Genomic DNA, 23722 nt, shown 5'->3' on the forward strand with positions numbered 1-23722 from the left:
GCATCATACTAACCGAACCCTATTCGGTATGTCGGCGGAATCTTCCGGCGATCGGTACACGTCGGAGGAACATTCAATATGTCTGTCGTATGGCTGACCGGTGCAACGATCATCGACGGGACGGGCGCCGACCCGATCGAGAACTGCGCTGTTGCTGTGGAAAACGGGCGCATCAGTGCACTCGGTGGCACGCCACCCACGGGGGCGGAGGTGCTGGACTGCGCTGGGCTGACAATCACGCCCGGCCTCATCGACGCACACGTTCATCTCGGTGGATCGAGCGATCTCGCACCGAGCCTGCGGCGTCAGATCTCGGTAGCCGAGCTCGCTGCAGACATGTTCGCGACCTGCGCATCGACCCTCGACGGGGGATTCACCACTGTTCGTGACTGCGGCGGAATCGACGGTGGACTCGCCGGAGTTGTCGCCTCGGGCAAGATTCCGGGTCCGCGGATCATTCAGTGCGGCCCGATCCAGTGCCAGACCGGTGGACACGGACACCTGGCGGCCGAATGGGAGCCGACTTCGGACTGGTCCGATCATGACATCCCCGGATTACGGTGTATGTCTCTGCTTTCCGACGGTCCGCACGAAATGCGAAAGAACGTTCGCGAGACGTTCCGCAGGGGTGCGGACTTCCTCAAACTGTGTGTTACCGGGGGAGTGGTATCCACTCATGACAAGCTCACCGATACCCAGTTCACGGTCGACGAGATCGAAGTTGCCGTCGAGGAAGCCAATGCGCGCGGTACCTATGTCACGGTGCATGCTCACAACAACGAGGGAATCCGTAACGCTGTCACTGCCGGCGCGAAATGCGTCGAGCACGGCTCTGATATCGACGACGAGACCGCCAAGTTGATGGCCGAGCACGACGTCGCCTTGGTGCCGACGTTGGCTGTGGTGCAGGCGCTCTCGGACAGCGCGGCGTCAGCAGGTCTACCCGAATCGATTTCGGCTCGGATCGGCCAGATGATGCAAGGTCAGATCGACGGGCTTCTTGCTGCTCGAAATGCCGGCGTCAGAGTGGGCTTGGGATCGGACCTCATCGGTACCGATCAAACGGGCCGTGGGATGGAGTTGGTCCTGCGCGCCAAGGTCGAAACACCCATGGATGCACTGGTTTCCGCTACCCGGATCAACGCCGACATTCTCGGAATCGCCGACGAGGTCGGCACCATCGAAGTCGGTAAGTTCGCCGACCTCGTTGCCTTCCGCGGCAATCCGTTGACGGATCCCTCGATCTTTGCCGATCGTGAGCGGATCGCACTCGTCATCCAGAGTGGGCGAGTGGTGAAGGACTGCCGCTAGATCAGCAGCGAGTGGCAAGGTCCGTCAGGGTCGAATGATCAGCTCGGCTGACTGGTAAGCCATAGGAAATCGCGACGGTCAGGTACTTGCCGGCGTAGAAGCATCGGTAAGCAGGATCGGGCGGCAACCAGTCACTGGGCGTGCTGTCGCCTTTCGCCTGGTTGTCGGGGCCGTTGACGGCCAACAGGTTCAGAGACATGTCGTTCGCGAACCTCATCCGCAACGCAGGAGTCCAGGAGTTCGCGCCGAAGTCCCAGGCCGCGGCGAGCGGGAAGACGTGGTCGATCTGGACGGACTTGGCCTGGCTGCGTTCGAATTCGATGCGATCTCCGGAGTACGGGTCGGTCATCGCGCCGGACAGTACGACGCAGTCACGTGTTCCTGGTTTGAACACCACGTCCGAGAGATCTTGGGCCAGGACGTTGTTGCGGGTATCGCACCCGTCGTGGCCACCAGGTGCGTCCTGGTCGTCGGACCACGCGGGGCCGAAGACGCAGGCTTCTCTGAACAAGAATTCAAGCTTGGGGTCTGTCCAGAAAACGGTGTAATTGGTTGATTTCTAACTACTTTCGTCCGGCAGACAGCCGTCCGTCGAACGTTATCTCGAAGGCATTCAGTGCTGCCTTCCATCGGTTGGACCAGCGTTGGCGGGCGGTACCTTTGGGATCGAGGCTCATGATGGCCAGATACACGCATTTCAAGGCCGCGGCCTCGGTCGGAAAGTGTCCACGGGCCTTGACAGCCCTGCGGATTCGGGCGTTGACACTCTCGATGGCGTTGGTCGTGTAAATGACCTGCCGGATGGCGTTGTCGAATTGTAGGAACGGCACGAACTCAGCCCAGGCGTTGGTCCAGAGCCTGATGATCGCGGGATAGCGTTTCTCCCATTTGTCACTGAACTCTGCGAATCGGTCGAGCGCGGCCTGCTCCGACGGAGCCGTGTAGACGGGTTTGAGGTCCTTGGCGATATCGGACCAGTCCTTGCGGGAGGCATAGGCGTAGGTGTTACGGAGAAGATGGACCACACAAGTCTGCACGATGGTCTGTGGCCACACTTGCTCGATCGAGTCAGGTAGATGCTTGAGACCGTCGCACACGACGATCAGAACATCCTGCACACCACGGTTTTTCAGCTCGGACAACACCCGAAGCCAGTACTTCGCTCCCTCCCCGTCGCCGTGCTCACCGACCCACAATCCGAGGATGTCGCGGGTGCCGTCGACAGTCACCCCCATCGCGACGTAGATCGGCCGGTTAGCGACGTTGCCCTCGCGAATCTTGACGTGGATGCAGTCGATGAACAACACCGGGTACACAGGGTCCAACGGCCGGTTCTGCCACTCGGCCATGCCTTCCATCACCCGCTCGGTGATCGTCGAGATCGTCTGCTTGGACACATCGGCTCCGTACACCTCGGCCAGGTGTGCAGCGATCTCACCAGTCGTCAAACCCTTGGCCGACAATGAGATCACCATGTCCTCCACGCCTGAGAGCCGACGCTGCCGCTTGGCCACGATCTTCGGCTCGAAGGAGGAATCCCGGTCACGGGGCACCTCGAGTTCGACCGGGCCGGCCTCGGTCAACACGTTCTTGGCTCGTCTGCCGTTGCGGGAGTTGCCGCTGCCCCTCCCTGCCGGGTCGCTCTTGCCGTATCCGAGGTGGTCGTCCATCTCGCCTTCGAGCGCGGACTCCACGACTAGCTTGGTCAGCTTCGACAGCAATCCACCATCTCCGGTCAACTGCAGCCCTTCGGCTCGCGCCTGCTCGACCAGCTCTTTGAGCCGCGCATCGCTGATACCCGGCTGAGCCGAGTTCGTCTCTGTCTCACGATCAATCACATCAGTCATAGTGGCGTATCTCCTTTCAGAGTTACACCGTTGTTCTTACAGTCCCCAAGCTTGGTAATCATGTGGAAGTCCTTCCCGAGATCGATCCGAATCCAGGCATTCCGAGGTCAGTTGTTGCCGATCCTCGTTTCATCGTGGCATCGACCTGTGCGATCTTGTCCCTGACTCCGGTGTAGCTGACCTGCAGTCCTTCGACTTCACCCAGCCAGCCTTCCTGTTTGGCTTCGATGATGCGGGCTTCGAGGTTGTCTCGGATTTCTTCGAGCCTGCCTCGCTGCGTTGGATCCGGCCGCAGGAGTGAGCATCTGACGCAAGCATGCTCATGGATGCAGGGTGTGCCGAACGACCGTGCGCAGGTCCCGACCGATACTTTCCGCTTCTCGAAATGAGACAAGAACGCATCCCATTCCTCGTCGGTCGGTGTCCGGTATTCCTCACTGGGTCTCATCGAACGACGACGCGCGATGAACGCTCGATGCGCTTCGATCGTTTCCGAGGGGTAGACGGCCTTGTAGCCCATCGTCGTGTCAATTGTCTTGTGCCCGCAAATAACCTGTGCGATATGGGGTGGCAGGCCGTTCATGATCGCGTCGGTGACGAATATTCGCCGGAAGTCGTGGGGCTGAAACATCAACGGATCGCCACTGGCATCGGTGAGAGCTGCCACGGTGAGCGCATTGATGAGGAGCTTGCGGACGAAACTCGGTGGGATCGCTCGGCGTTCGTTTCCGATTCCCCGCTGAAAGAGCAGCGGCATCGGCGGATTCCACAGCTTCTCCTGCGTATCGTAGGCAGCCACGAGCGGTATCGATCCGTTGGGTTGCCGCGAACGCTGAACTACCGCACTGAGGACTTCCGCAAGCTCGGGACTGACCAAGATCAGCCGCTCGGTATCGGTCTTCGATGGAGCTATCTGCAGCAGCGGAACCAGTTCACCGGTACTAGGTAGTCGATATTCGGTGATGCTGTGGTGACTGAGCTCGAGGAGCTCTTCATGACGGATACCGCTGAGCCGCAACACTTCGATAGTGGCGAATGCCCAGAATGCTTCCTCGTCCTCGTAGGTGAGATCGCGGCGAACACCGGTAACAGTATTGTCGGCCCATACGACGCGGCCAGTTCCCCGACGGATCAAGGATCGTCGCAGTTCTCCGTCGGTTCCCGCGATCACCTCACCTGGTTCGGTGTTCTGCGCCGCAACAAGTAGAGCCGCTGCGGCCGCGCGGCGGTCAGCTGCGGACCGAACCAACTGCGACAGGACAGGCAATCGCTCGCGAGTGCGCTGATCCATCCGCGCTTTACGGTGTTTGAGTTCCTTGCCTCTTTTGACCTCGGCGTCGCTGATCGGGCAGGGCGCCACCCACTGCGCCCAGCGTGCCGGATCTTCGACGGCCCAGTGCGCGAGGTCGAGATAGAACGCACGCACTTGCAACAGATTGTCTTTGTAATTCTTTCGGGGCGAAGTTGTTTCGTGCTTTCGTCCCGCCGCGTCGACGGCGGTGCGTGTGATCGATCTCAGGTCGTCCTTCCATGCTCGGGCAACGTCAGGCGGCAGCGCCAGGGTGTCGATACCGGGGGCGAGTGTCTCGACGCGGCTCCAGAACAGCCCGGCGAGTCCTCGGGCACGAGAGTTGAGACTGGTGTAGTCCAGCGCGGGTTGACGCTCGCGCAGATAGTCGATGAGCAGAGCTCGGATCGGTTGGTTCTCGATCGGGTAGCGGTCGACGAGTTGTTCGATCGTCAACTGTCCGACCGGAGCGCCGAACGCACGGATGCTGTGTGGTGCATCCTCGGGAAAGATGCCCATCGCACGTAGTCGCAGGTAGAAATCGATCTTCTTCTGACCGCGGCGGGAGTGCACCTGCGCCATCGTTTCGATCAGCTCCACGCAATCGCCGACAGTGATCTCCGCGACCGTCCCGCCTTTGGATACCAGCAGGGTCGCGATTCTGGTCGCTGCGAGTCGTGCATCGTCTCGCGAGGTATCCGGCTGAGTGGCAGCAAGCTCGTCCAACCGCGCGAATCCGTCCGGATCTCGCAGCTTTGCCATCATCGGCGCGAGAAACGGGTGCGCCCGGGAGAGCATCCACGGCAACTGCGGCCGGATCACGTCCAGGCACAGCAACATCAGCAGTCCTGCAGCCAGGTCGTTGCGATCATGTCTGACAGGGCGCCCGTGTCCGGCAATCCATTCCACCGGGAGATCGGCCCAGGAGGTTGTCGCGCCGTAACGAGACCCGCGGATGTTCTCGGCGCCGCTGGCGAGCCACCGGGCTTGCCAGGTATCGCCTGGCACCGAAGCCAACCAGGTCAGTATCTTGATCACGCCCCGGTGCCGTCCGGCTCGGGTGGTGACCGCAGCCTCAGCAAGCACCGAGCAGTTCAGTCGGGCCTCGACCTCCTCAGCAGAGGCAGCGGTGTGCGGCCACCAGAGTTCACCTTCGCGTGGTGGAAACTGTTTGTGCAGTTGGCGAATCCTCGAATGCGGCACCGGTGTGACCTCGAAGCGTTCCGGGCGGGTCATGTGCTTGACGGCAGTGCTCACAACGGCCTCCCGAACAGCACGCTCAACGCTGCCGGATCGTATCCAGGAGCAGGAGGCGGCGACGGAGCCCGCGGATGTTCCCGCTGATCAGCAGTACGAGCGTGGTGGGCCAGGACGCTGGCGATCACCTCGTCCTTATCGGGTGTCAGATAAATTTCGGTCGTCGACAAATGGGCGTGCCCCAACACCTCTTTGACCTCCACCAAGGACAAGTGCGGGTCGTTGGCCATCCGCCTCGCTGCACTGTGACGTAAGTCGTGCAGAGTCCAATCCGAACCGAGGGTAGCATTCGCACGCTCGAACATCCGATGCGCCGCATGGTAATTCAACGGGCGGCGAGGCCTTCGCAGTGTCCACCACAACGGTTGCATCCGTCCGAGTGGCACCTCGCCCCGCAACTGCTCCTGATACAACCGCAACCAGACGAACGCGTCCGCCGACGCGGGTACCTGCTCCACCGCACGTGTTCCCTTGCGCACCACAGTAATCAACTGCTGCCCCGGGTCGACATCGCACTCGCGGACTCCCAACAGCTCCGACGCTCGCACCCCCGATGAAATCCAGAACGCCACCAACGCCCGGTCCCGATCCGACGACAACGCCGCGAACAACTTATCGAACAGATCCTCGGGAATCGCTCGGGGAATCCGCTGCGAGACCCGAGGCCGGTAGCGCCCCACACGCTCAGGTGCCCAATGATCCATCGGATTGTGGTGCGCATGAGCCCGTCTCGACCGGCGAGAGAGATCGAGAGGGAACGGATTCAGAAGCGGGCCAGTCCCCGCGTCCCGATGAAAATCGTAGAAACTTCGCAGCACCGTCTCACTGTGCGCCACTGTCGCCGGCGAGTACCCGGCCCCCAGAGCCGGTTTGCCGGTGACAGGATTCGGCGATGCCGCAGCAGTAGCAGCCGCCTCGGCGCTGGCCGGCACCACTGATCCTTGTCGTGCCTTCGCCGTCAACTGGATCCAACAACTGAAATCGCGGGCATCGACCCGATCGGCACGATCCCACGCCACGTCCACAGCGTGAAGGAACCGCCACCATCTGAGCAGATCCATACCGTACGAACGCACCGTCGCCACCGACCTCCCGGAAGCGATCAGCTCCCGGAAGAACACCTCGACGGACTCCACTCGTTCACCGTCGCTGCCCTGCAAGACGTAAGGCTCCGCCGCCTGACCTGTCGCTATCAACCGACCCACTCGGGCCACCACAAGCCCCGACAGATCTCTCGAACTTTCCCCTTCGCTCATGTCCGCAAGCTACCGACCCACATCGACCCCACCCCTTCAGACCTGCACCATTCGGCATTTAGTTCAGTCAACGGGGCCTCGCCGTTACCGCAGCCGCGCTGGTATCCACCCGGATGTGGTCGGGTGTCGACAATCGCTGTCCGGGACAGCAACTCTTCCAGTTCCGATCGCGTGGGGCTGCCAGGGGCCGACTCGAGACGCTCGTCCCCGAACCATCCGCAGGACGCGACGAGACATACGAGCGCGAGCGTCGACAGGATCGCAAATAACCGTGCAACCACCTGTGCCCCCGTCCGTCGTAGACGGTGATTCAACGCCGTCCGTCGTAGACGGTGATTGAACCATCGGGGGCCGACAGGAATCAGCCGAACTCGATCACCACTTTGCCGGCGGCATGGCCGTCTTCGACTGCAGCGAGCGCTTCCCCAGCGCGGGAGAATGGGTACCGCCCGGACACGGACGGGTCGAGGATCCCGTCGGCCACGAGCGCCGCGATCTCCGTGAATACTGCTGTAGTTCTTCGGCGTTCGACACCACCGCCGCCGAGTCGGCTCGCCGCCAGAGGATCGGCGATGCTCAGGATCGGTGCGTCCGGTCGGGCGAGCTCAGCGCCGCGAGTGAGAGTGTCCCCGCCGACCAGGTCGAAAACCGCGTCCACTCCGACTGGGGACAACGCGGACACGTCGTCTGCGAAGCCGTCCCCCGACGCAACCCAACGTGCTCCCGCTTCCTCGATCGCGGTTCTCTTGGACTCGCTCGCGACACCGATCACGTTGATACTCCGCGCCAGTGCAAGCGCGATCGTGCTGCGACCAACGCCGCCGCCGGCGCCGAGCAGCAGGAGTGTCGCCCCGGGTTTCAGACCGAGATCGTGGAGTGCGTCGTAGGCCGTTCCTGCCGCAACCGTCAGCACTGCGGCATCGGCCCAGGACACGGTAGGCGGCTTGTGTGCTGTCGAGGAGACGTTGAGCAATGTCGACGCGGCGTAGCCGCCGAAGCCGGTCGCGGTAGCGCCGAACACTTCGTCGCCGACCTCGAACTCGGTGACCCGCGGACCTACTCCGATGACAACACCGGACACTTCGCGGCCCAGAACCGCAGGCAGCGTCACCGGGACAGTATCTTTTCGAGTACCCGCGCGAACTTTCCAGTCAGCGGGGTTGACGCCCGCCGCTCGGACCGACACCAGCAGTTGGCCGGCACCCGGTGGGGGCAAGGTGACGTCGAAGTAGGACTGTGTGTCGGGTCCGCCGTACTCGGTGAAGCCGTATGCCGTCGTCATGCCTGCCAGCCTATTGCCCGGTAGGCGGGAAGTGGTGTCGGTGGCACCTGATTGGATGGTCGGATGCTGCATGGACTCTGGTCACCGGGATCGGGGCTCAAACTGTGGGTCGACGGGCACGACGGTGCCGGGACCGACGATCCCCGTGATCCGGTCAGTGCTGTCCTGCATCGCAAGTTCCGTCATCGTGTGAATGTCGCTATGCCGCCCGTACCTGGCGGGCCTTTGCAGAGTGAGTACGCAGCTGTTGCGTTAGCGCCGCCGGACGCAGTCGATCTCCTGCTGCGGTTCAAGGCCGACGATCAGCGAATTGCGGGAGACCTGCACTTTCTCGTACATGTGGCGCGAGGAATAGACCGGTGGGTGCGCGCCGGACGGGTGGTCCCCGCACTGACGCGGGCTGAAGGAAGTTGGTGGCCACGCTGGCAGTTGTCGGTGGGGGAACGCCAGCGCGCCTGGATCGGCGAACTGGTAGTGGCGATGCCGCCGGTGCAGCGGGCGGTCGGTTCGCCGAGGGCGACGATCGAAGACATCACGAACGAACTCACGGACCCGATCGTCCGTCGTGCTCTCGGGGACTCGCATCCGGTGGTGCAGACCCCGCTGTGGCAGGCCGTGTTGTCCGGGGATGCTTTCGACGACGTGTCGGTACGAGCGGCCGAGGGACTCGCCGAATGGGGGTCGACGTTCACCGCCGGAGAGCCGGACCTGGTTCTGCGGCTGATCGAGCCTGAACTCGACGACAATTCCGATCCCGACGACGATGCGCTGTGGCGTCTGCAAGTGTGTTTGCGTCCTGAAGGTGAAGCGCCCGAACGTGTTCGACTGCACCGGGCCGATCCCAAACGTATCCAGCTCGGCAGCCGCAAACTCGAAGAGGCAATCAAGGCTTACCCACGTTTTCGCGACGTGCCGCGCGACGAGGACAGTCTCGACCTGTTGCTGCCCACTCCTGTAGTGATGGACCTGGTCGGACACGGCGCGATAGTCCTGCGAGAGCGAGGGATCACGCTGCTGCTTCCGCGTGCCTGGAACGTGGTGTCTCCATCCCTGCGTGTGCGGGTGACCTCGGCGGCGTCTCCGATCGTTGCGGAGAATCGTACGGTCGGTATGGACCAATTGCTGGAATACGATTGGGAATTGGCGCTCGGAGACAAGGTACTCACCGCCGAGGAAATGACCCGACTGGTCGATGCGAAGTCCGATCTGGTCCAGTTGCGCGGCGAGTGGGTTCAGGCGGACAAAGACGTCCTGGCCCGCGCGGCTCGTTTTGTCAGTCAGCGGCATTCGAGCGGGGACCGAGCGATCGTCGATCTGATCAAGGACTTGATCGCCGACGACCTCAAAGACCTGCCGGTCGAGGAAGTGAAGGCAACCGGATGGGCCTCGGCACTGCTCGACCAGTCGGTGGCTCCGCGGCAGGTCGCGGTACCGTCGACGGTCAACGCGACTTTGCGTCCGTATCAACGACGCGGTCTCGACTGGTTGGCGTACATGAGTGCTCTCGGGCTCGGCGCTGTTCTGGCCGACGACATGGGTCTGGGTAAGACGCTGCAACTGTTGGCGTTACTTGCGCACGAGAAGTCCAAGACAGCAACCCTTTTGGTGTGCCCGATGTCGGTTGTGGGTAACTGGCAGCGTGAATCGGCGCGATTCGTGCCGAGCTTGCGCGTCTACGTTCATCACGGTTCGGATCGCGCTACCGGGGCGGAGTTGGAACAGGCAGTTCGTGAGAGTGACCTCGTGATCACCACCTACGCGCTCATGACCCGCGACGTCGCGGCCCTCAAGGATCTCGACTGGCGGCGCGTAGTGCTCGACGAGGCTCAACACATCAAGAACGCCAAGACATCTCAGGCCCGCGCTGCTCGCAGCATCCCCGCGGATCATCGCGTTGCTCTGACCGGAACGCCGGTGGAGAACCGACTGGACGAGCTGCGGTCAATCCTCGATTTTGCCAATCGCGGTGTACTCGGCTCGGAGCAGATGTTCCGCAAAAGGTTTGTCGTACCGATCGAGCGGGAAAAAGATCAGCTTGCCGTCTCGCGACTGCGAGCCGTCACGTCCCCCTTTGTGCTGCGGCGCGTGAAGACCGATCCCGCCGTGATCGCGGATCTCCCGGAGAAGTTGGAGATGACGGTTCGAGCGAATCTCAGCGAAGAGCAGGCCGCGTTGTACCGCGCCGTGGTGGACGAGATGATGGCGCAGATCAAGGGGACGGAAGGGATGAAGCGCAAGGGCGCCGTCCTGTCTGCGCTGACCAAACTCAAACAGGTGTGCAATCATCCCGCGCACTTCCTGCGCGACGGTTCGCCGGTGATGCGCCGCGGGCAACACCGTTCGGGAAAGCTCGGACTGGTCGAGGACATCGTCGAGTCGGTCATCGGCGACGACGAGAAGGTTCTGTTGTTCACACAGTTTCGTGAGTTCGGCGAATTGGTGGTGCCGTACCTGGCCGACCGGTTCACCACCGAAGTTCCGTTTCTCCACGGCGGAGTGTCGAAAGCCGGGCGCGACGCCATGGTCGAGGCATTCCAAGGTGAAGGCGGCCCGCCCATCATGGTGCTCTCGCTCAAGGCCGGCGGCACGGGTCTGAATCTCACGGCGGCCAACCATGTGGTTCACCTCGACAGATGGTGGAACCCGGCGGTAGAGAACCAGGCGACGGACCGTGTCTTCCGCATCGGTCAGAGAAAGAACGTTCAGGTACGCAAGATGGTGTGCGTCGGAACCTTGGAAGAGCGAATCGACACGATGATCGCGAGTAAAAGTGAACTCGCCGAACTTGCAGTCGGGACCGGTGAGAACTGGGTGACGGAGATGAGCGTCGAGCAACTGGACGAGTTGTTGCGACTCGGCGACGACGCGGTGGGCGAATGAGTCCGCGCGGTAAAGGCCCCGATTTCAGTGAGTACACCGGGCCTCGACGGCGAGCACCCGCGCCGGTCAAGCCTCGTCCAGCGTTCGGGAGGACGTTCTGGGGCAAGGCTTTTGTTCGGGTCGTCGAAGAGATCGGCGACAAACCTCGTGTCACGCGTGGGCGAACGTATGCGCGTTCGGGTCAGGTCTTGGCGCTCGACATCGAACCAGGAGTGGTGACGGCCGAGGTTCAGGGCAGCCAACTTCAACCGTTCGTTTCCACGCTGTCGATCGACACCCTTGACCAATCGGATATCGACGACATCATCACCAAGATCCGCCGCGTGCCGGGAAGTCTTGCCGCACTGGTGTCCGGCGTTGTCCCGGACATGCTTGCTGCTCAACTGATACCGGACGGCCCGTCGGCTTTTCGCTTCGACTGCACCTGCCCCGATGTCGGTTGGCCGTGCAAACACGCTGCGGCCGTGGCGTTCTTGACCGCGGAGCGAATCGACACCGATCCGCTCAGGTTGCTGAGACTTCGCGGGGTCGACCTGGAGCAGTTGATCGGGGGAGTGGAAGACGAGTCGACTGTTTCGGTGGACGTCGAGAATTGGTTCGGAATCGCGGCTGCCCTCCCTGCGCTACCGAAGGTGCCTTTTCGCGCGGCGATCGACGATCTGGATATCAGGCGGTTGCGCGAGGCGGTTGCGGCATTGGGATTGGACATGGCTCAGCAGAACGTCGCCTTGGACGAAATACGGTCCATCTACCGACGGTTGGACGGTTGAAATCGGACAACTCCGGACTGGTGCTAGTTTCCTGTCGTAAATTCCAGTATCGTTAATTGGACCGGTCCGGTCGGGACCTGCCTGCGATTTCAGGTCGTTGTCGTCGGCGAATAGACGACTATTCATTTCTCGGAGGGACAGTCGCTGTGATGCCCGTTCATTTGCGCGACAGCGCAATACCCAAACACGAACAGTTGCGCACCATTCTCCTGCGCAAGTGCACCCAAGAACTCCAGCCTGGCGACTTGATGACCAGCGAGCGAAACCTGATGCAGGACTACGGCGTCAGTCGGATCACCGTTCGCGAGGCAATCGGGCAACTGGTCAATGACGGACACCTCGTTCGCGTGCGTGGCAAGGGAACCTTCGTTGCGCACCGTGCTGTCCAATCCAAGCTGCACCTTGCATCCTTCACCGAGGAAATGCGCGCCCAGGGGCATCACCCCACGACAGTGGTCCTGGTCAGCGAACAGGGGCCGGTCCCCGAAAATACTGCTGCCGCACTGAATATGCGACCGGGTTCCGACGGTTACCACGTCAAGCGCTTGCGCCTTGCCGACGGCGAGCCGGTGAGCGTGGACGACGGCTGGTTCAATCCCGAACTGTTGCCGGGTTTACTCGACATGGACTTGACGGGTTCGATCTATCGGGCAACCGCCGACAAGTACGACAAGCCGATCGATCGGGCAGAGCAGACAGTCAGTGCCGATGGTGCCAGTACGGAGATCGCGACTCTCCTGGGCACTCGTAAGGGCGCTCCGGTTCTGTACTTCGATCGAGTGTCGTTCAGCGAGATCGCACCGGTCGAGCACACTCGCAGTTGGTACCGATCCGACCGCTACCAGTTGCAGATGGAAGTCCAGGGCCAAGCGCGGCCCAAAACGCGCGGCGACCAATAGTCATCGTTCGAAGCGAAAGGGCGAGCACACCTTCCGGTGTGCTCGCCCTTTGCGTTACGCCGACCAGTCGAACAGAGTGTCGCCAGTGGCGACGTCCCCACCGACGGAAGGGGATTCGACGGTGTCCGGTTTGGAATCCATCACGACTACCGGGCAGATCGCCGAGTAACCGGTCGTGTCGATGTGCGCTGGATCGAAGCTGACAATGGGATCACCCGCATCGACGGTGTCACCCTCGGCGGCGATGAGGGTGAATCCGTCGCCTTCGAGCTTGACCGTGTCGATGCCGATATGGACCAGCACGCCGGTGGCTTTCTCGCCGAAGATCACGAACGCGTGGGGGTGAAGTTTCAGGATCTTTCCGCTGATCGGCGCCACGACCGTGAGTGGGCCCTGACCGCGAGCGGGTTCGATCGCGACGCCCGAGCCGACCATCTGCTGAGCGAACACCGGGTCCGGTACGTCAGCGAGTGCGACGACCCGACCGGGGAGCGGGGCGAGGACGACCGTCACAGGATGTCCTCGATGTCCTCGGCAAGGGTGTCGGCCTCGGGCCCGACGATGACCTGGACAACCGTTCCGGCCTTGAGTACGCCGTGTGCGCCGGCAGCCTTGAGAGCGGACTCGTTCACCTTCGCTCCGTCCTTGACCTCGGTACGCAGGCGGGTGATGCAAGCCTCGATCTCGACGATGTTCTCTGCGCCGCCGAGGCCCTTGATGATTGCTTCCGCTTTCGACATTTGCTGCTCCTGATTGTCGGGTTGGTCGTGATCGTTGAACGGTCGTACAGGTGGGCTGACTAGTTGCTGGTCAAGGCTATCCCGGTTACGTATGTCACATTTGGGTGTTGACAACTCGCCTCCACCAGGTAAAACTACAACTGGTTATGACCGGACAGTACCCGTTGGAAGTCCGGCTCCACAACAGTTTCGACAAAACGGTTTCGGCCTCACTTCCGAGCAAGAACCGTGACCTGCATTTTCACGAAACCTGCACGTGTACGACACCCGAATTTCCAGAACCAGCGGCCGATCGCGACGCGGCCCGGCGAACGAAGAAGGTCCTTGATGACTCTCGAAGACACCCCGAAGAAGGAATCGAAAGTGTTCGCCGGGGTTCAACGCCTCGGCCGAAGCTTGATGCTTCCGATCGCCGTTCTGCCGGCTGCGGGAATCTTGCTCCGCCTCGGCCAGGACGACCTGCTCGGGCGATTCAGTTCGATGCACAGTGCTGCTGCAGTGATCTCTGCGGCAGGACAAGCAGTCTTCACGTGGCTGCCGCTGATCTTCGCCGTCGGTATCGCGATCGGCTGGGCCAAGAAGGCCGACGGATCGACTGCCTTGGCAGCCGTCGTCGGCTACATGGTGATCGACGGCGTGTTCAAGGCGATGTCGCCGATCGTCCTCGAAGGGAAGACGGACCCGAACGGGGATCAATCCCTGATCAACTACGGTGTGCTCGCCGGTATCGTGATGGGCTTGCTGTCGGCGATCTTGTGGCAGCGGTTCTATCGAACGAAGCTTCCCGATTATCTCGGGTTCTTCAACGGGCGCAGGCTCGTTCCCATCCTGACAGCGATCACCGGTCTTGTGGTCGGTGTCCTCATGGCATTCGTGTACCCCTTGTTCAACTCCGGCCTCAACTGGGTCGGTGAAGCAGTTGCTTCCAATACCGTTGTGGGCGGCGGCATTTACGGCGCAGCGAACCGCCTCCTGATCCCCACGGGCCTGCACCACATCTTGAACTCCGCCGTGTGGTTCCTGATCGGCGACTACCAGGACGCGAGCGGTCAGATCGTTCGCGGTGACCTCAACCGGTTCTTCGCCGGCGACCCCTCCGCCGGTACGTTCATGACCGGCTTCTTCCCGATCATGATGTTCGCCCTCCCCGCTGCAGCCTTCGCAATCTGGCGTAACGCCAAGCCTTCTCAGAAGAAGCTCGTCGGCGGCATCATGCTCTCCACCGGCCTGACCGCATTCCTCACCGGTATCACCGAGCCGCTCGAATTCTCCTTCATGTTCGTCGCGTGGCCCCTGTACGTCATCCACTCGCTCCTGACCGGAACGTCGATGGCCTTGGTCAATGCGCTCGGGATTCACGACGGATTCACGTTCTCCGCAGGCTTCTTCGACTACGTGTTGAACTTCGGCAAGGCAACCAACGCATGGATGTTGATCCCGATCGGACTCGGCTACGCCGTGATCTACTACTTCCTTTTCAGCTTCGTCATCAAGAAGTGGAATCTGCGCACGCCAGGACGAGAAGAAGAGGTCGAGGTGGCTGCAGGTGAGCCCGACCCAGCGCTGCTCGAAGCCGAACTGGCACTGGCTGCCGAAGGTGACAGCCGCACCGACGCCCCGCTCGTCGCCGAACTGGAAAACAAGCTCGACAAGGAACTGGAAGGACGCTGAACATGGCGATCGCAACCACGACAATCGGATCCCGCGTCGGACTCCACGCACGACCCGCAGCGCTCTTCGCGCGCGCCGCAGCCGATCTACCGGTAGACGTCACCATCGCGCTCGGCGACGGCGAACCCGTCGATGCCTCCAGCATGTTGTCTGTCATGACTCTCGGTGCAGCATTCGGGGATTCGGTGACCTTGCGTGCTGACGGTGACGGCGCCGACGCTGCGGTCGGTTCGCTCGCAGAGCTTCTCGCATCCGAACTGGACGAAGCCTGATGACGGCGAGTGTGGACAACCGCATCGCGGGTATCGGAGTGAGCGCGGGTTCGGTCTGCGCGCCGTGGTTGCGATTCTCCACGCCTGAGCCGACCTCGGCGTCGGACCCGATCACAGGCAGTCCCGAGGCGGAGCTGATCAGGATCCGTGAGGCACTGGACGCCGTCGCGGAGGAACTGCTCTCGCGTGCAAAGGCAGTCGAGGGCGTCTCCGCGGAGATCCTGACGACGTCGGCTGCGATGGCGCGCGACGCGGGCATCGTGAAGGCGGCCAAGGCGAACCTGGAATCGGGGCTGCCGACTGCACACGCCGTCGCAGTCGCCTTCGACGCCTTCTGTGAAAAGCTCACGGCGCTCGGCGGGTACATGGCCGAACGGGCAACCGATCTGCGCGATCTCGGGCAGCGAGCCGTGGCCGTTCTTCGAGGGGAGCCGATGCCCGGAATCCCCACTCCCGGTTACCCGTACATACTGGTGGCGCGCGACCTCGCTCCGGCGGATACAGCGACGCTGGGCACCAGTGACGTGGTCGGATTGTTGACTGCCGAAGGAGGTCCGACCAGCCATACGGCTATCTTGGCGAAGTCGCTCGGAATCCCGGCCGTGGTCAACTGTTCGGGAACCGATCTGCTGGCGGAGGGGAAACTTCTCATCCTCGACGGCACCACCGGGACGGTCACCATCGATCCCTCGGCAGAAACGCGCGAGCGCGCTGTCCTCGAAGCATCGTTCGTGGCAGAGCAGTCGGCTTCGGCACAGGGTCCAGGACGCACGCGTGACGGGTTCGCGGTGAGGTTGTCGGCCAACATCGGAACCCTCGAGGACGCCGCGCGGGCCGGAGCGGCGGATTGCGAGGGCGTCGGACTGTTCCGTACCGAATTCTCGTATCTCGGGCGTCACGACGCACCGTCGGTGGAGGAGCAAGCACAGACGTACGCGTCGGTGCTCGGGCACTTCGCCGGACAGAAGGTGGTGGTCCGCACTCTCGATTCGGGTTCGGACAAGCCGTTGCCGTTTCTCGATCTCGGGGTCGAGGAGAATCCGGCCCTTGGTATCCGCGGGCTCCGTGTCGGCACGGTTTATCCCGACACACTCATCAGCCAGCTCGACGCCCTCGCGGCGGCCGGCAATGCGACGGGCGCCGATCTGTGGGTCATGGCGCCGATGGTAGCTACGGCCGACGAGGCGAAAGACTTTGCAGAACTTGCGCGTTCGCGGGGGATCGGCAAGGTCGGAGCAATGATCGAGGTTCCAGCTGCAGCGTTGCGGGCGAAGGATATCCTCGAGCACCTCGATTTTGTCAGTATCGGTACCAATGATCTGAGCCAGTACACCTGCGCCGTGGATCGTATGGCCGGAGGCCTGGCCCAACTGCTCGATCCGTGGCAGCCGGCGGTCCTCGATCTGATCGCGATGGTCGGTCAGGCTGGCGCCGATGCCGGGAAACCTGTTGGTGTGTGCGGAGAATCCGCGTCTGACCCGCTGTTGGCTCCGGTTCTGGTCGGTTTGGGCGTGACGAGTCTGTCGATGTCGGTCCCGGCATTGGGCGCAGTTCGCGCGCAACTGGCCTCTCTCGATCTGGCGGTGTGCAAGGACATGGCCGCTGCGGCGCGGGGCGCGCGAAACCCGATCGAGGGTAGAGCGGCCGTCGCGCGGATTCGCGAGTCGGCATGAGTACATCAGGCTCGGCTGCTGTCGGCGATCCGATCGTGTTGCGGGGAACTGTGATCGGATCTCCGGCCGGGAAGATTCACGACGGAGTCGTCGTCGTGGACGGCGAAAAGATCAGTTGGGTCGGCTCGGCTGCGGAATATGTGGCGTCCACACCCGTCGTCGTCATTCCGGAACGCACCGACGCGGTGATCATGCCCGGCTTGATCGATGTCCACAGCCACGGCGCCGCGGGTGCTGGTTTCCCGAACACCGACGCCGATGGAGCGAGCCGCGCGGCGGCGCATCATTGTGAGCACGGCACGACCGGAATGCTGGCCAGCCTGGTCTCCGCACCGCGCGCAGATCTGGTGCGACAAGCAACGATGCTCGCCGATCTGGTCGAACGCGGAGAACTTCTGGGTATCCACCTCGAGGGGCCGTTCATCAACGGCGTCCGCTGCGGTGCCCAGGATCCGGCAGCGATCATTCCCGGTGATCCGGATCTGCTCGAAGCCGTGTGTGACGCCGCGCGTGGGACCGTGCGGTCCATGACCTTGGCGCCCGAGACCGAGAATTTCGAAGAGTTGCTCGCGATCATGCGTCATCGCAACATCGTGCCGAGTTTCGGTCACACCGATGCCGACGCGGCAACGACGTCGGCGCGGATCGATGCTGCGGTGCACGGGGATTGGGCCGGACAGATCAGCGCGACCCACCTCTTCAACGGGATGCCGCCCCTGCACCATCGATCTCCGGGTCCCGTCGCGGCGTGCCTGGCGGCTGCCGCGAGAGGCGAGATGGTGGTGGAACTGATCGCAGACGGTGTGCATCTTGCACCCGAGACCGTGTCGATGGTCTTCGATGCTGTCGGACCGGACCAGATCGCCTTGGTCAGCGATTCGATGGCCGCTGCGGGAATGGACGACGGCGACTACCAACTCGGTGCGCTCGACGTCACCGTACAGGCGGGCGTCGCACGGCTCGCGACGACCGACGGCTCGGCCGGCGCGATCGCCGGAGGGACCGCGAGGTTGCTCGACGTCCTGCGCAGCACCGTCTTCGACGGCGGCGTCGCGCTGGAAGATGCTGTCGCAGCGGCAACTCGGAGCCCAGCGCGTCTGCTGGGACTTGGCGACCTGATCGGATCGCTAGCCGTGGGCTGCCGAGCCGACATCCTGATCACCGATCGTCACTTGCGCCTGGGGCGTGTACTACTCGGCGGAAAAGTCGCCGGAAAGGAAAAATCATGGAAATCGTAATTCAGCCGACACCCGCGGAGGTCGACTCGACCGTCGCGGACATCGTCGAAGGCTACGTCAGAGCCGGGGCGACGACGCTCGGTCTCGCAACGGGGTCGTCGCCGATCGGAACCTATCGTGAACTGGCAGCGAGGCATCGCGACGCCGAACTCGACTTCTCGCTGGCTCGGGCATTCCTGCTCGACGAGTACCTGGGATTGCCGAAACGCCATCCGCAGTCGTACTACTCGGTGATTCGGTCGGAGTTCGTCGATCACGTCAACCTGGATCCCGCGATGGTGTCCAGTCCCAACGGTGAAGCGCCGTGCCCGGAGCAGGAGATCGCCCGGTACGACCAGAGCATCGCGGCGGCCGGGGGAGTGGACGTGCAGTTGCTCGGCATCGGTACCGACGGCCACATCGGCTTCAACGAGCCCGGATCGTCGTTGACCTCGAGAACCCGCGTGAAGACGCTGACCGAGCAGACCCGGATCGACAACGCACGCTTCTTCGACGGTGTGGACGACGTCCCACATCACGTGCTCACCCAGGGTCTCGGAACCATCAGCGATGCAAGGCATCTGGTGATGATCGCGACCGGAGAAGGCAAGGCTGACGCGATCGCCGCTGCCGTCGAAGGTCCGTTGTCTGCTTTCTGCCCGGCTTCGGTGATGCAATTGCATCGCCATGTCACCGTCGTCATCGACGAAGCTGCGGCCAGTTCACTCAAACTTGCCGACTACTACCGGTATGCGCTCGAACACAAGCCGTCGTGGCAGTCCTTCTGACATGACGGTTCTGGAGCTGGCTGTGCAGGACGTGCGGGGGGCGAGGATCGCGCGTTCGGTGGGAGCGACTCGAGTCGAGTTGTGTGCGGCACTCGGCCCGACGGGGGGACTGACGCCCAGCATCGGAGTGATCGAGGCTGTGTCGGAAGTGGGGATCGCGGTTCACCCGCTGATCCGTCCGCGCGCCGGAGGTTTTGTGTTCTCACCCGACGAAGTGTGGGTGATGGAGCACGACGTACATGCTGCTGTGGCCGGTGGAGCTTCCGGCATCGTGATCGGCGCGCTGACAGAAGACAATTCGATCGACACCGTCGTGCTGCGCCGCATCATCGGATGCGTGGACCGGGCGAGAGTCGAGGTGACAGTACATCGTGCGATGGACGTGGTGACCGACCGTCTGACCGCGCTGGACGAACTGATCGACCTGGGCGTGACCCGCGTGCTGACGTCCGGGGGTGCGGACACTTGCAATGAGGGACTCGACGAGATCGGTCGAATGGTCGAACATGCCGCGGGCCGGATCCAGATCATGGCCGGTGGCGGAATAACCGTCGACGACATCCCGGCAATCGCTGCCGTCGGCGTCGATGCGGTGCATCTCTCGGCGCGCAAGGTTGTCGCAGTTTCCGGCGGACCTGGTGGGGGATCGGACGGATACGACGTCACCGATGCAGTAGTCGCGCAGGAAGCGGCAGCCGCGCTCCGCGCTGTGCGCTAGACATACATGGACATCCAACTATAGGATGGTAGACATATTCACTGCTGCCTCCTGGGCGGTCCATACGAGCAAGGAACGGGTTAGCACAATGGTTGAAAATGCGACGGTTCACGAGTTGACGCACTTCGTCGGTGGCAAGCGTGTTCCCGGGACATCTGATCGATTTGCGGACGTGTTCGATCCCAACACCGGCAAGGTGCAGGCCCGCGTTCCCCTCGCGAGCAAGGCCGAGACCGAAGCCATCATCGCCAATGCCGAAGAGGCGCAGCAGGTGTGGGCAGCGTTCAACCCGCAGAAGCGTGCCCGCGTGCTGATGAAGTTCCTGCAGCTCGCTCAGGCCGAGATGGATTCTCTGGCCCGCCTCCTCTCGTCCGAGCACGGCAAGACCGTCGCCGACGCCAAGGGTGACATCCAGCGTGGCCTCGAGGTCATCGAGTTCGCCGTCGGCGCTCCGCACCTGCTCAAGGGTGAATTCACCGAGAGTGCCGGCACCGGCATCGACGTGTACTCCATGCGTCAGCCGCTCGGCGTCGTCGCCGGTATCACACCTTTCAACTTCCCCGCGATGATCCCGCTGTGGAAGGCCGGCCCCGCCCTCGCCGCCGGTAACGCCTTCATCCTCAAGCCCTCCGAGCGTGACCCTTCCGTCCCGCTGCGCCTGGCCGAGCTGTTCCTCGAAGCAGGACTGCCCGCAGGTGCGTTCAACGTGGTCAACGGTGACAAGGAAGTTGTCGACGTCCTGCTCACCGACGACCGCATCAAAGCCGTCGGCTTCGTCGGCTCCACGCCGATCGCTCAGTACATCTACGAGACGGCCGCAGCTCACGGCAAGCGCGCACAGTGCTTCGGTGGCGCCAAGAACCATGCGATCGTCATGCCGGACGCGGACCTCGACGAGGTTGCCGACGCCCTGATCGGTGCAGGCTACGGCAGCGCCGGCGAGCGTTGCATGGCCATCTCGGTTGCCGTTCCCGTCGGCGAGGAGACCGCGGACGCTCTTGTTGCGAAGCTGAAGGAGCGCGTCGCGAAGCTCAAGATCGGTCGCAGTGACGACGAAGGCGTCGATTTCGGACCGCTCGTTTGCCAGGATGCCCTCGACCGCGTCAACAACTACGTGCAGATCGGCATCGACGAGGGCGCAACGGCAGTCGTCGACGGCCGCGGCTTCACCCTCGAAGGCCACGAAGGTGGATTCTTCGCCGGCGCAACCCTGTTCGACAACGTCACCTCGGACATGCGCATCTACAAGGAAGAGATCTTCGGACCCGTCCTTCAGGTGGTCCGCGCTGCCGATTACGAAGAGGCACTGCGTCTTCCGACCGAACACGAGTACGGCAACGGCGTCTCCATCTTCACCCGCGACGGCGACACCGCGCGTGACTTCACCGCTCGCGTCAACGTCGGCATGGTCGGCGTGAACGTGCCGATCCCGGTCCCGATCGCGTACCACACCTTCGGTGGCTGGAAGCGCTCCGGATTCGGTGACCTGAACCAGCACGGTCCCGACTCCTTCCGCTTTTACACCAAGACCAAGACCGTGACGCAGCGCTGGCCTTCCGGCAAGAAGGAAGAGACCAACCACTTCGTCATCCCCACGATGAACTGATCGGAACACTTTCCATGTTTACTCTGACCGATGACGAGCGGGCGATTCGTGACACTGCCCGCGACTTCGCGGCCGAGCATCTGGCGCCCAACGCAGTGGAGTGGGATCAGACCAAGCATTTCCCGGTGGACGTCCTCCGTAAGGCGGCGTCCCTGGGGATGGGCGGTATCTACATTCGTGAAGACGTGGGTGGCAGTGAACTGAGTCGCGTCGACGCTGCCCGGATCTTCGAAGAGCTGGCCAAGGGCGATCCGTCGATCGCAGCGTACATCTCCATCCACAACATGGTCACGTGGATGATCGACCAGTTCGGCAACGACGAACAGCGCCACAAATGGATCCCCGGACTCTGCTCGATGGATCAACTGGGCAGCTACTGCCTCACCGAACCCGGCGCTGGCTCCGATGCTGCGGGCCTGAGCACCAAGGCCGTTCGCGACGGTGACGACTACATCCTCAACGGCGTCAAGCAGTTCATCTCCGGCGCAGGCACTTCCGACGTGTACGTCGTGATGGCGCGCACCGGATCTGCCGGTGCCAAGGGGATCTCGGCGTTCATCGTGCCCAAGGATTCGCCCGGACTGTCGTTCGGTGCCAACGAGGTCAAGATGGGCTGGAACGCGCAGCCCACCCGTCAGGTGATCTTCGAAGACGTGCGAGTTCCTGCCGCCAACATGCTCGGTGAAGAGGGCAGCGGCTTCCGCATCGCTATGAAGGGTCTCAACGGCGGCCGGCTGAACATCGCCGCCTGTTCGGTTGGTGGGGCCCAGGCGGCGCTGGAGAAGGCAGTCGCATATCTGGTGGACCGCAAAGCTTTCGGTTCGGCACTGATCGAGTCGCAGGCCCTGCAGTTCCAGCTCGCCGACATGCGTACCGAACTCGAAGCGGCCAGGACGTTGCTGTGGCGCGCCGCTGCCGCACTCGAAGACGGAGCGTCCGACGTCGTGGAGTTGTGTGCGATGGCCAAGCGCTTTGCCACCGACACCGGATTCGACGTAGCCAACAAGGCCCTCCAGCTTCACGGCGGGTACGGCTATCTTGCTGAGTACGGGATCGAGAAGATCGTCCGCGATCTTCGGGTTCATCAGATCCTCGAAGGCAGCAACGAGATCATGAGGGTGGTCATCGCCCGCAGCGTGGTCGCATCAGGTCAGGGAAAGCAGGGAGCAGCATGAGCGACGAGCTCGAGGTATTGATCGAAAAGCGTGACGGACTGGGGCTCATCACTCTCAACCGTCCCAAGGCGATCAACGCCCTCAACCACTCGATGGTCAAGGCGATGGCCAAGGCCCTCGAGGAATGGAAGTCCGACGACGACGTCAAGGCAGTCGTACTCACGGGCGCCGGCGAGCGTGGTCTGTGCGCCGGCGGCGACATCGTCTCGATCTACCATGACGCCAAGGACGGCAAGACCGGTTCGCTCGACTTCTGGCGTGAGGAGTACATCCTCAACTCCGAGATCGCGAACTACCCGAAGCCGTACGTCGCGATCATGGACGGGATCGTCATGGGCGGTGGCGTCGGAGTGTCCGCACACGGCGACATTCGCATCGTGACCGAGCGCTCGATGATCGGAATGCCCGAGACCGGAATCGGTTTCATTCCAGACGTGGGCGGAACTTACCTGCTCTCGCGTGCTCCCGGTGAACTCGGGACGCACATCGCGCTCACCACGGCGCGACTGAGCGCCGGCGATGCCATCGCAGCAGGTTTCGCTGACCACTTCATCCCGTCGGAGAACATCGAGACGTTCATCGTCGCACTCGCGTCGTCTTCGGTTGCCGACGCCGTGGCGCAGTACGCGGAGCCGGCTCCGGTGTCGGAACTGTTGGCCCAGCAGAGCTGGATCGACGCCGCGTACTCGGCCGACGACGTATCCACCATCGTCGAGCGTCTTCGCGCAAGTGGAATCCCCGAAGCGGAGAAGGCAGCGGAGCAGATTCTCGGCAAGTCCCCGATTGCACTGTCGGTGACCCTGCGATCTCTGCGGCATGCCAAGGAAGCAGCAAGCTTGGAAGAAGTCCTCAACGAGGAGTTCCGGGTCTCGACCGCTGCGCTCGCCTCACACGATCTGGTCGAGGGCATTCGCGCCCAGGTCGTGGAGAAGGACCGAAACCCGAAGTGGTTGCCGGCAACTCTCGACGACGTCACGGCAGAATCCGTCGACGCCTACTTCGCCCCGCTGGGCGACAACGAGCTCGGACTCGCCCCTCAACCGCAAGGCAACTGATCACCGCCGAAGGAGCA

General features: G+C 62.6%; 19 protein-coding genes and 1 pseudogene. 13 read left to right on the forward strand and 7 right to left on the reverse strand.

The features are described from left to right. The first annotated feature begins 78 nt into the window (after positions 1 to 78). On the forward strand, positions 79 to 1311 hold the full coding sequence (locus tag M1L53_RS23630) for an amidohydrolase family protein (RefSeq protein ID WP_054187325.1): 1233 nt from the start codon (positions 79 to 81) through the stop codon (positions 1309 to 1311). Position 1312: 1 nt separating this feature from the next. Here the strand turns inward: M1L53_RS23630 and M1L53_RS23635 are convergent. The 5 genes and pseudogenes from M1L53_RS23635 to M1L53_RS23660 all read right to left on the reverse strand — a co-directional run. Beyond that, positions 1313 to 1813: pseudogene (locus M1L53_RS23635) on the reverse strand (HNH endonuclease family protein); the annotation flags it as partial. Positions 1814 to 1874: 61 nt separating this feature from the next. Next, the gene (locus tag M1L53_RS23640) at positions 1875 to 3158 is read right to left on the reverse strand and encodes an IS256 family transposase (RefSeq protein ID WP_047269195.1); all 1284 of its coding nucleotides are present in this window, start codon (positions 3156 to 3158) and stop codon (positions 1875 to 1877) included. 58 nt (positions 3159 to 3216) lie between these two features. Then, positions 3217 to 5703, reverse strand: coding sequence for a site-specific integrase (locus M1L53_RS23645; RefSeq protein ID WP_261949274.1), 2487 nt, complete (start codon positions 5701 to 5703; stop codon positions 3217 to 3219). Next, complete coding sequence (locus M1L53_RS23650) at positions 5700 to 6959, reverse strand: site-specific integrase (RefSeq protein ID WP_011133407.1); 1260 nt, start codon at positions 6957 to 6959, stop codon at positions 5700 to 5702. The genes M1L53_RS23645 and M1L53_RS23650 overlap by 4 nt, the downstream gene beginning before the upstream one ends. A 361-nt stretch (positions 6960 to 7320) precedes the next feature. Next, a complete protein-coding gene (locus M1L53_RS23660; protein WP_042445331.1) occupies positions 7321 to 8241 on the reverse strand; it encodes an NADP-dependent oxidoreductase in 921 nt (306 codons plus the stop codon). Positions 8242 to 8304: 63 nt separating this feature from the next. Here M1L53_RS23660 and M1L53_RS23665 point away from each other — a divergent pair, with 63 nt between their 5' ends. The 3 genes from M1L53_RS23665 (at position 8305) to M1L53_RS23675 (ending at position 12790) form a co-directional block, all read left to right on the forward strand. Beyond that, a complete protein-coding gene (locus tag M1L53_RS23665) occupies positions 8305 to 11121 on the forward strand; it encodes a DEAD/DEAH box helicase (protein ID WP_058227690.1) in 2817 nt (938 codons plus the stop codon). Next, positions 11118 to 11891 (forward strand): SWIM zinc finger family protein, encoded by a 774-nt coding sequence (locus M1L53_RS23670; protein WP_047270178.1) that lies wholly within the window; start codon positions 11118 to 11120, stop codon positions 11889 to 11891. Before M1L53_RS23665 ends, M1L53_RS23670 begins: the two co-directional genes overlap by 4 nt. Before the next feature lie 149 nt (positions 11892 to 12040). After that, positions 12041 to 12790 (forward strand): GntR family transcriptional regulator, encoded by a 750-nt coding sequence (locus M1L53_RS23675; RefSeq protein ID WP_007726130.1) that lies wholly within the window; start codon positions 12041 to 12043, stop codon positions 12788 to 12790. A gap of 54 nt (positions 12791 to 12844) precedes the next feature. Here M1L53_RS23675 and M1L53_RS23680 read toward each other — a convergent pair whose 3' ends face one another. Next, a complete protein-coding gene (locus M1L53_RS23680) occupies positions 12845 to 13303 on the reverse strand; it encodes a glucose PTS transporter subunit IIA (protein ID WP_019749215.1) in 459 nt (152 codons plus the stop codon). Continuing rightward, on the reverse strand, positions 13300 to 13530 hold the full coding sequence (locus tag M1L53_RS23685) for a glucose PTS transporter subunit EIIB (RefSeq protein ID WP_003941324.1): 231 nt from the start codon (positions 13528 to 13530) through the stop codon (positions 13300 to 13302). Before M1L53_RS23685 ends, M1L53_RS23680 begins: the two co-directional genes overlap by 4 nt. Positions 13531 to 13857: 327 nt before the next feature. Between M1L53_RS23685 and M1L53_RS23690 the strand changes: the two genes are divergently transcribed. The 9 genes from M1L53_RS23690 to M1L53_RS23730 all read left to right on the forward strand — a co-directional run bounded on the left by M1L53_RS23690 (position 13858) and on the right by M1L53_RS23730 (position 23705). Next, on the forward strand, positions 13858 to 15201 hold the full coding sequence (locus M1L53_RS23690) for a PTS transporter subunit EIIC (protein WP_003941307.1): 1344 nt from the start codon (positions 13858 to 13860) through the stop codon (positions 15199 to 15201). 2 nt (positions 15202 to 15203) lie between these two features. Next, positions 15204 to 15473, forward strand: a complete 270-nt coding sequence (locus M1L53_RS23695; protein WP_003941322.1) for an HPr family phosphocarrier protein — start codon at positions 15204 to 15206, stop codon at positions 15471 to 15473. After that, entirely contained in the window at positions 15473 to 17146 is a 1674-nt protein-coding gene (gene ptsP / locus M1L53_RS23700) for a phosphoenolpyruvate--protein phosphotransferase (protein WP_054187328.1), read from the forward strand. Before M1L53_RS23695 ends, ptsP begins: the two co-directional genes overlap by 1 nt. Beyond that, a complete protein-coding gene (locus M1L53_RS23705; RefSeq protein WP_083471163.1) occupies positions 17143 to 18384 on the forward strand; it encodes an N-acetylglucosamine-6-phosphate deacetylase in 1242 nt (413 codons plus the stop codon). Before ptsP ends, M1L53_RS23705 begins: the two co-directional genes overlap by 4 nt. Further along, a complete protein-coding gene (gene nagB, locus M1L53_RS23710; RefSeq protein WP_007726140.1) occupies positions 18372 to 19151 on the forward strand; it encodes a glucosamine-6-phosphate deaminase in 780 nt (259 codons plus the stop codon). The genes M1L53_RS23705 and nagB overlap by 13 nt, the downstream gene beginning before the upstream one ends. A 1-nt stretch (position 19152) precedes the next feature. Beyond that, entirely contained in the window at positions 19153 to 19869 is a 717-nt protein-coding gene (locus M1L53_RS23715) for a copper homeostasis protein CutC (protein WP_054187329.1), read from the forward strand. 88 nt (positions 19870 to 19957) lie between these two features. Beyond that, positions 19958 to 21475, forward strand: coding sequence for a CoA-acylating methylmalonate-semialdehyde dehydrogenase (locus tag M1L53_RS23720; RefSeq protein WP_054187330.1), 1518 nt, complete (start codon positions 19958 to 19960; stop codon positions 21473 to 21475). Positions 21476 to 21489: 14 nt separating this feature from the next. Continuing rightward, positions 21490 to 22650: an isobutyryl-CoA dehydrogenase gene (locus M1L53_RS23725; protein WP_054187331.1), complete on the forward strand. Its 1161-nt coding sequence runs from the start codon at positions 21490 to 21492 to the stop codon at positions 22648 to 22650. Then, positions 22647 to 23705, forward strand: coding sequence for an enoyl-CoA hydratase/isomerase family protein (locus tag M1L53_RS23730; RefSeq protein ID WP_054187332.1), 1059 nt, complete (start codon positions 22647 to 22649; stop codon positions 23703 to 23705). The genes M1L53_RS23725 and M1L53_RS23730 overlap by 4 nt, the downstream gene beginning before the upstream one ends. The last annotated feature ends 17 nt before the right edge of the window (positions 23706 to 23722 follow it).

The sequence above is a fragment of the Rhodococcus sp. T9N genome (genome assembly GCF_024436645.1).
Taxonomy (GTDB): Bacteria; Actinomycetota; Actinomycetes; order Mycobacteriales; family Mycobacteriaceae; genus Rhodococcus_F; species Rhodococcus_F qingshengii.

Bases quoted from the DNA above. Each gene is read 5' to 3' on its own strand.
- M1L53_RS23630 (WP_054187325.1), top strand. From the start codon at position 79: ATGTCTGTCGTATGGCTGACCGGTGCAACGATCATCGACGGGACGGGC.
- M1L53_RS23640 (WP_047269195.1), bottom strand. From the start codon at position 3,158: ATGACTGATGTGATTGATCGTGAGACAGAGACGAACTCGGCTCAGCCG.
- M1L53_RS23650 (WP_011133407.1), bottom strand. From the start codon at position 6,959: ATGAGCGAAGGGGAAAGTTCGAGAGATCTGTCGGGGCTTGTGGTGGCC.
- M1L53_RS23660 (WP_042445331.1), bottom strand. From the start codon at position 8,241: ATGACGACGGCATACGGCTTCACCGAGTACGGCGGACCCGACACACAG.
- M1L53_RS23665 (WP_058227690.1), top strand. From the start codon at position 8,305: ATGCTGCATGGACTCTGGTCACCGGGATCGGGGCTCAAACTGTGGGTC.
- M1L53_RS23670 (WP_047270178.1), top strand. From the start codon at position 11,118: ATGAGTCCGCGCGGTAAAGGCCCCGATTTCAGTGAGTACACCGGGCCT.
- M1L53_RS23675 (WP_007726130.1), top strand. From the start codon at position 12,041: ATGCCCGTTCATTTGCGCGACAGCGCAATACCCAAACACGAACAGTTG.
- M1L53_RS23685 (WP_003941324.1), bottom strand. From the start codon at position 13,530: ATGTCGAAAGCGGAAGCAATCATCAAGGGCCTCGGCGGCGCAGAGAAC.
- M1L53_RS23690 (WP_003941307.1), top strand. From the start codon at position 13,858: ATGACTCTCGAAGACACCCCGAAGAAGGAATCGAAAGTGTTCGCCGGG.
- M1L53_RS23695 (WP_003941322.1), top strand. From the start codon at position 15,204: ATGGCGATCGCAACCACGACAATCGGATCCCGCGTCGGACTCCACGCA.
- ptsP (WP_054187328.1), top strand. From the start codon at position 15,473: ATGACGGCGAGTGTGGACAACCGCATCGCGGGTATCGGAGTGAGCGCG.
- M1L53_RS23705 (WP_083471163.1), top strand. From the start codon at position 17,143: ATGAGTACATCAGGCTCGGCTGCTGTCGGCGATCCGATCGTGTTGCGG.
- nagB (WP_007726140.1), top strand. From the start codon at position 18,372: ATGGAAATCGTAATTCAGCCGACACCCGCGGAGGTCGACTCGACCGTC.
- M1L53_RS23715 (WP_054187329.1), top strand. From the start codon at position 19,153: ATGACGGTTCTGGAGCTGGCTGTGCAGGACGTGCGGGGGGCGAGGATC.
- M1L53_RS23720 (WP_054187330.1), top strand. From the start codon at position 19,958: ATGGTTGAAAATGCGACGGTTCACGAGTTGACGCACTTCGTCGGTGGC.
- M1L53_RS23725 (WP_054187331.1), top strand. From the start codon at position 21,490: ATGTTTACTCTGACCGATGACGAGCGGGCGATTCGTGACACTGCCCGC.
- M1L53_RS23730 (WP_054187332.1), top strand. From the start codon at position 22,647: ATGAGCGACGAGCTCGAGGTATTGATCGAAAAGCGTGACGGACTGGGG.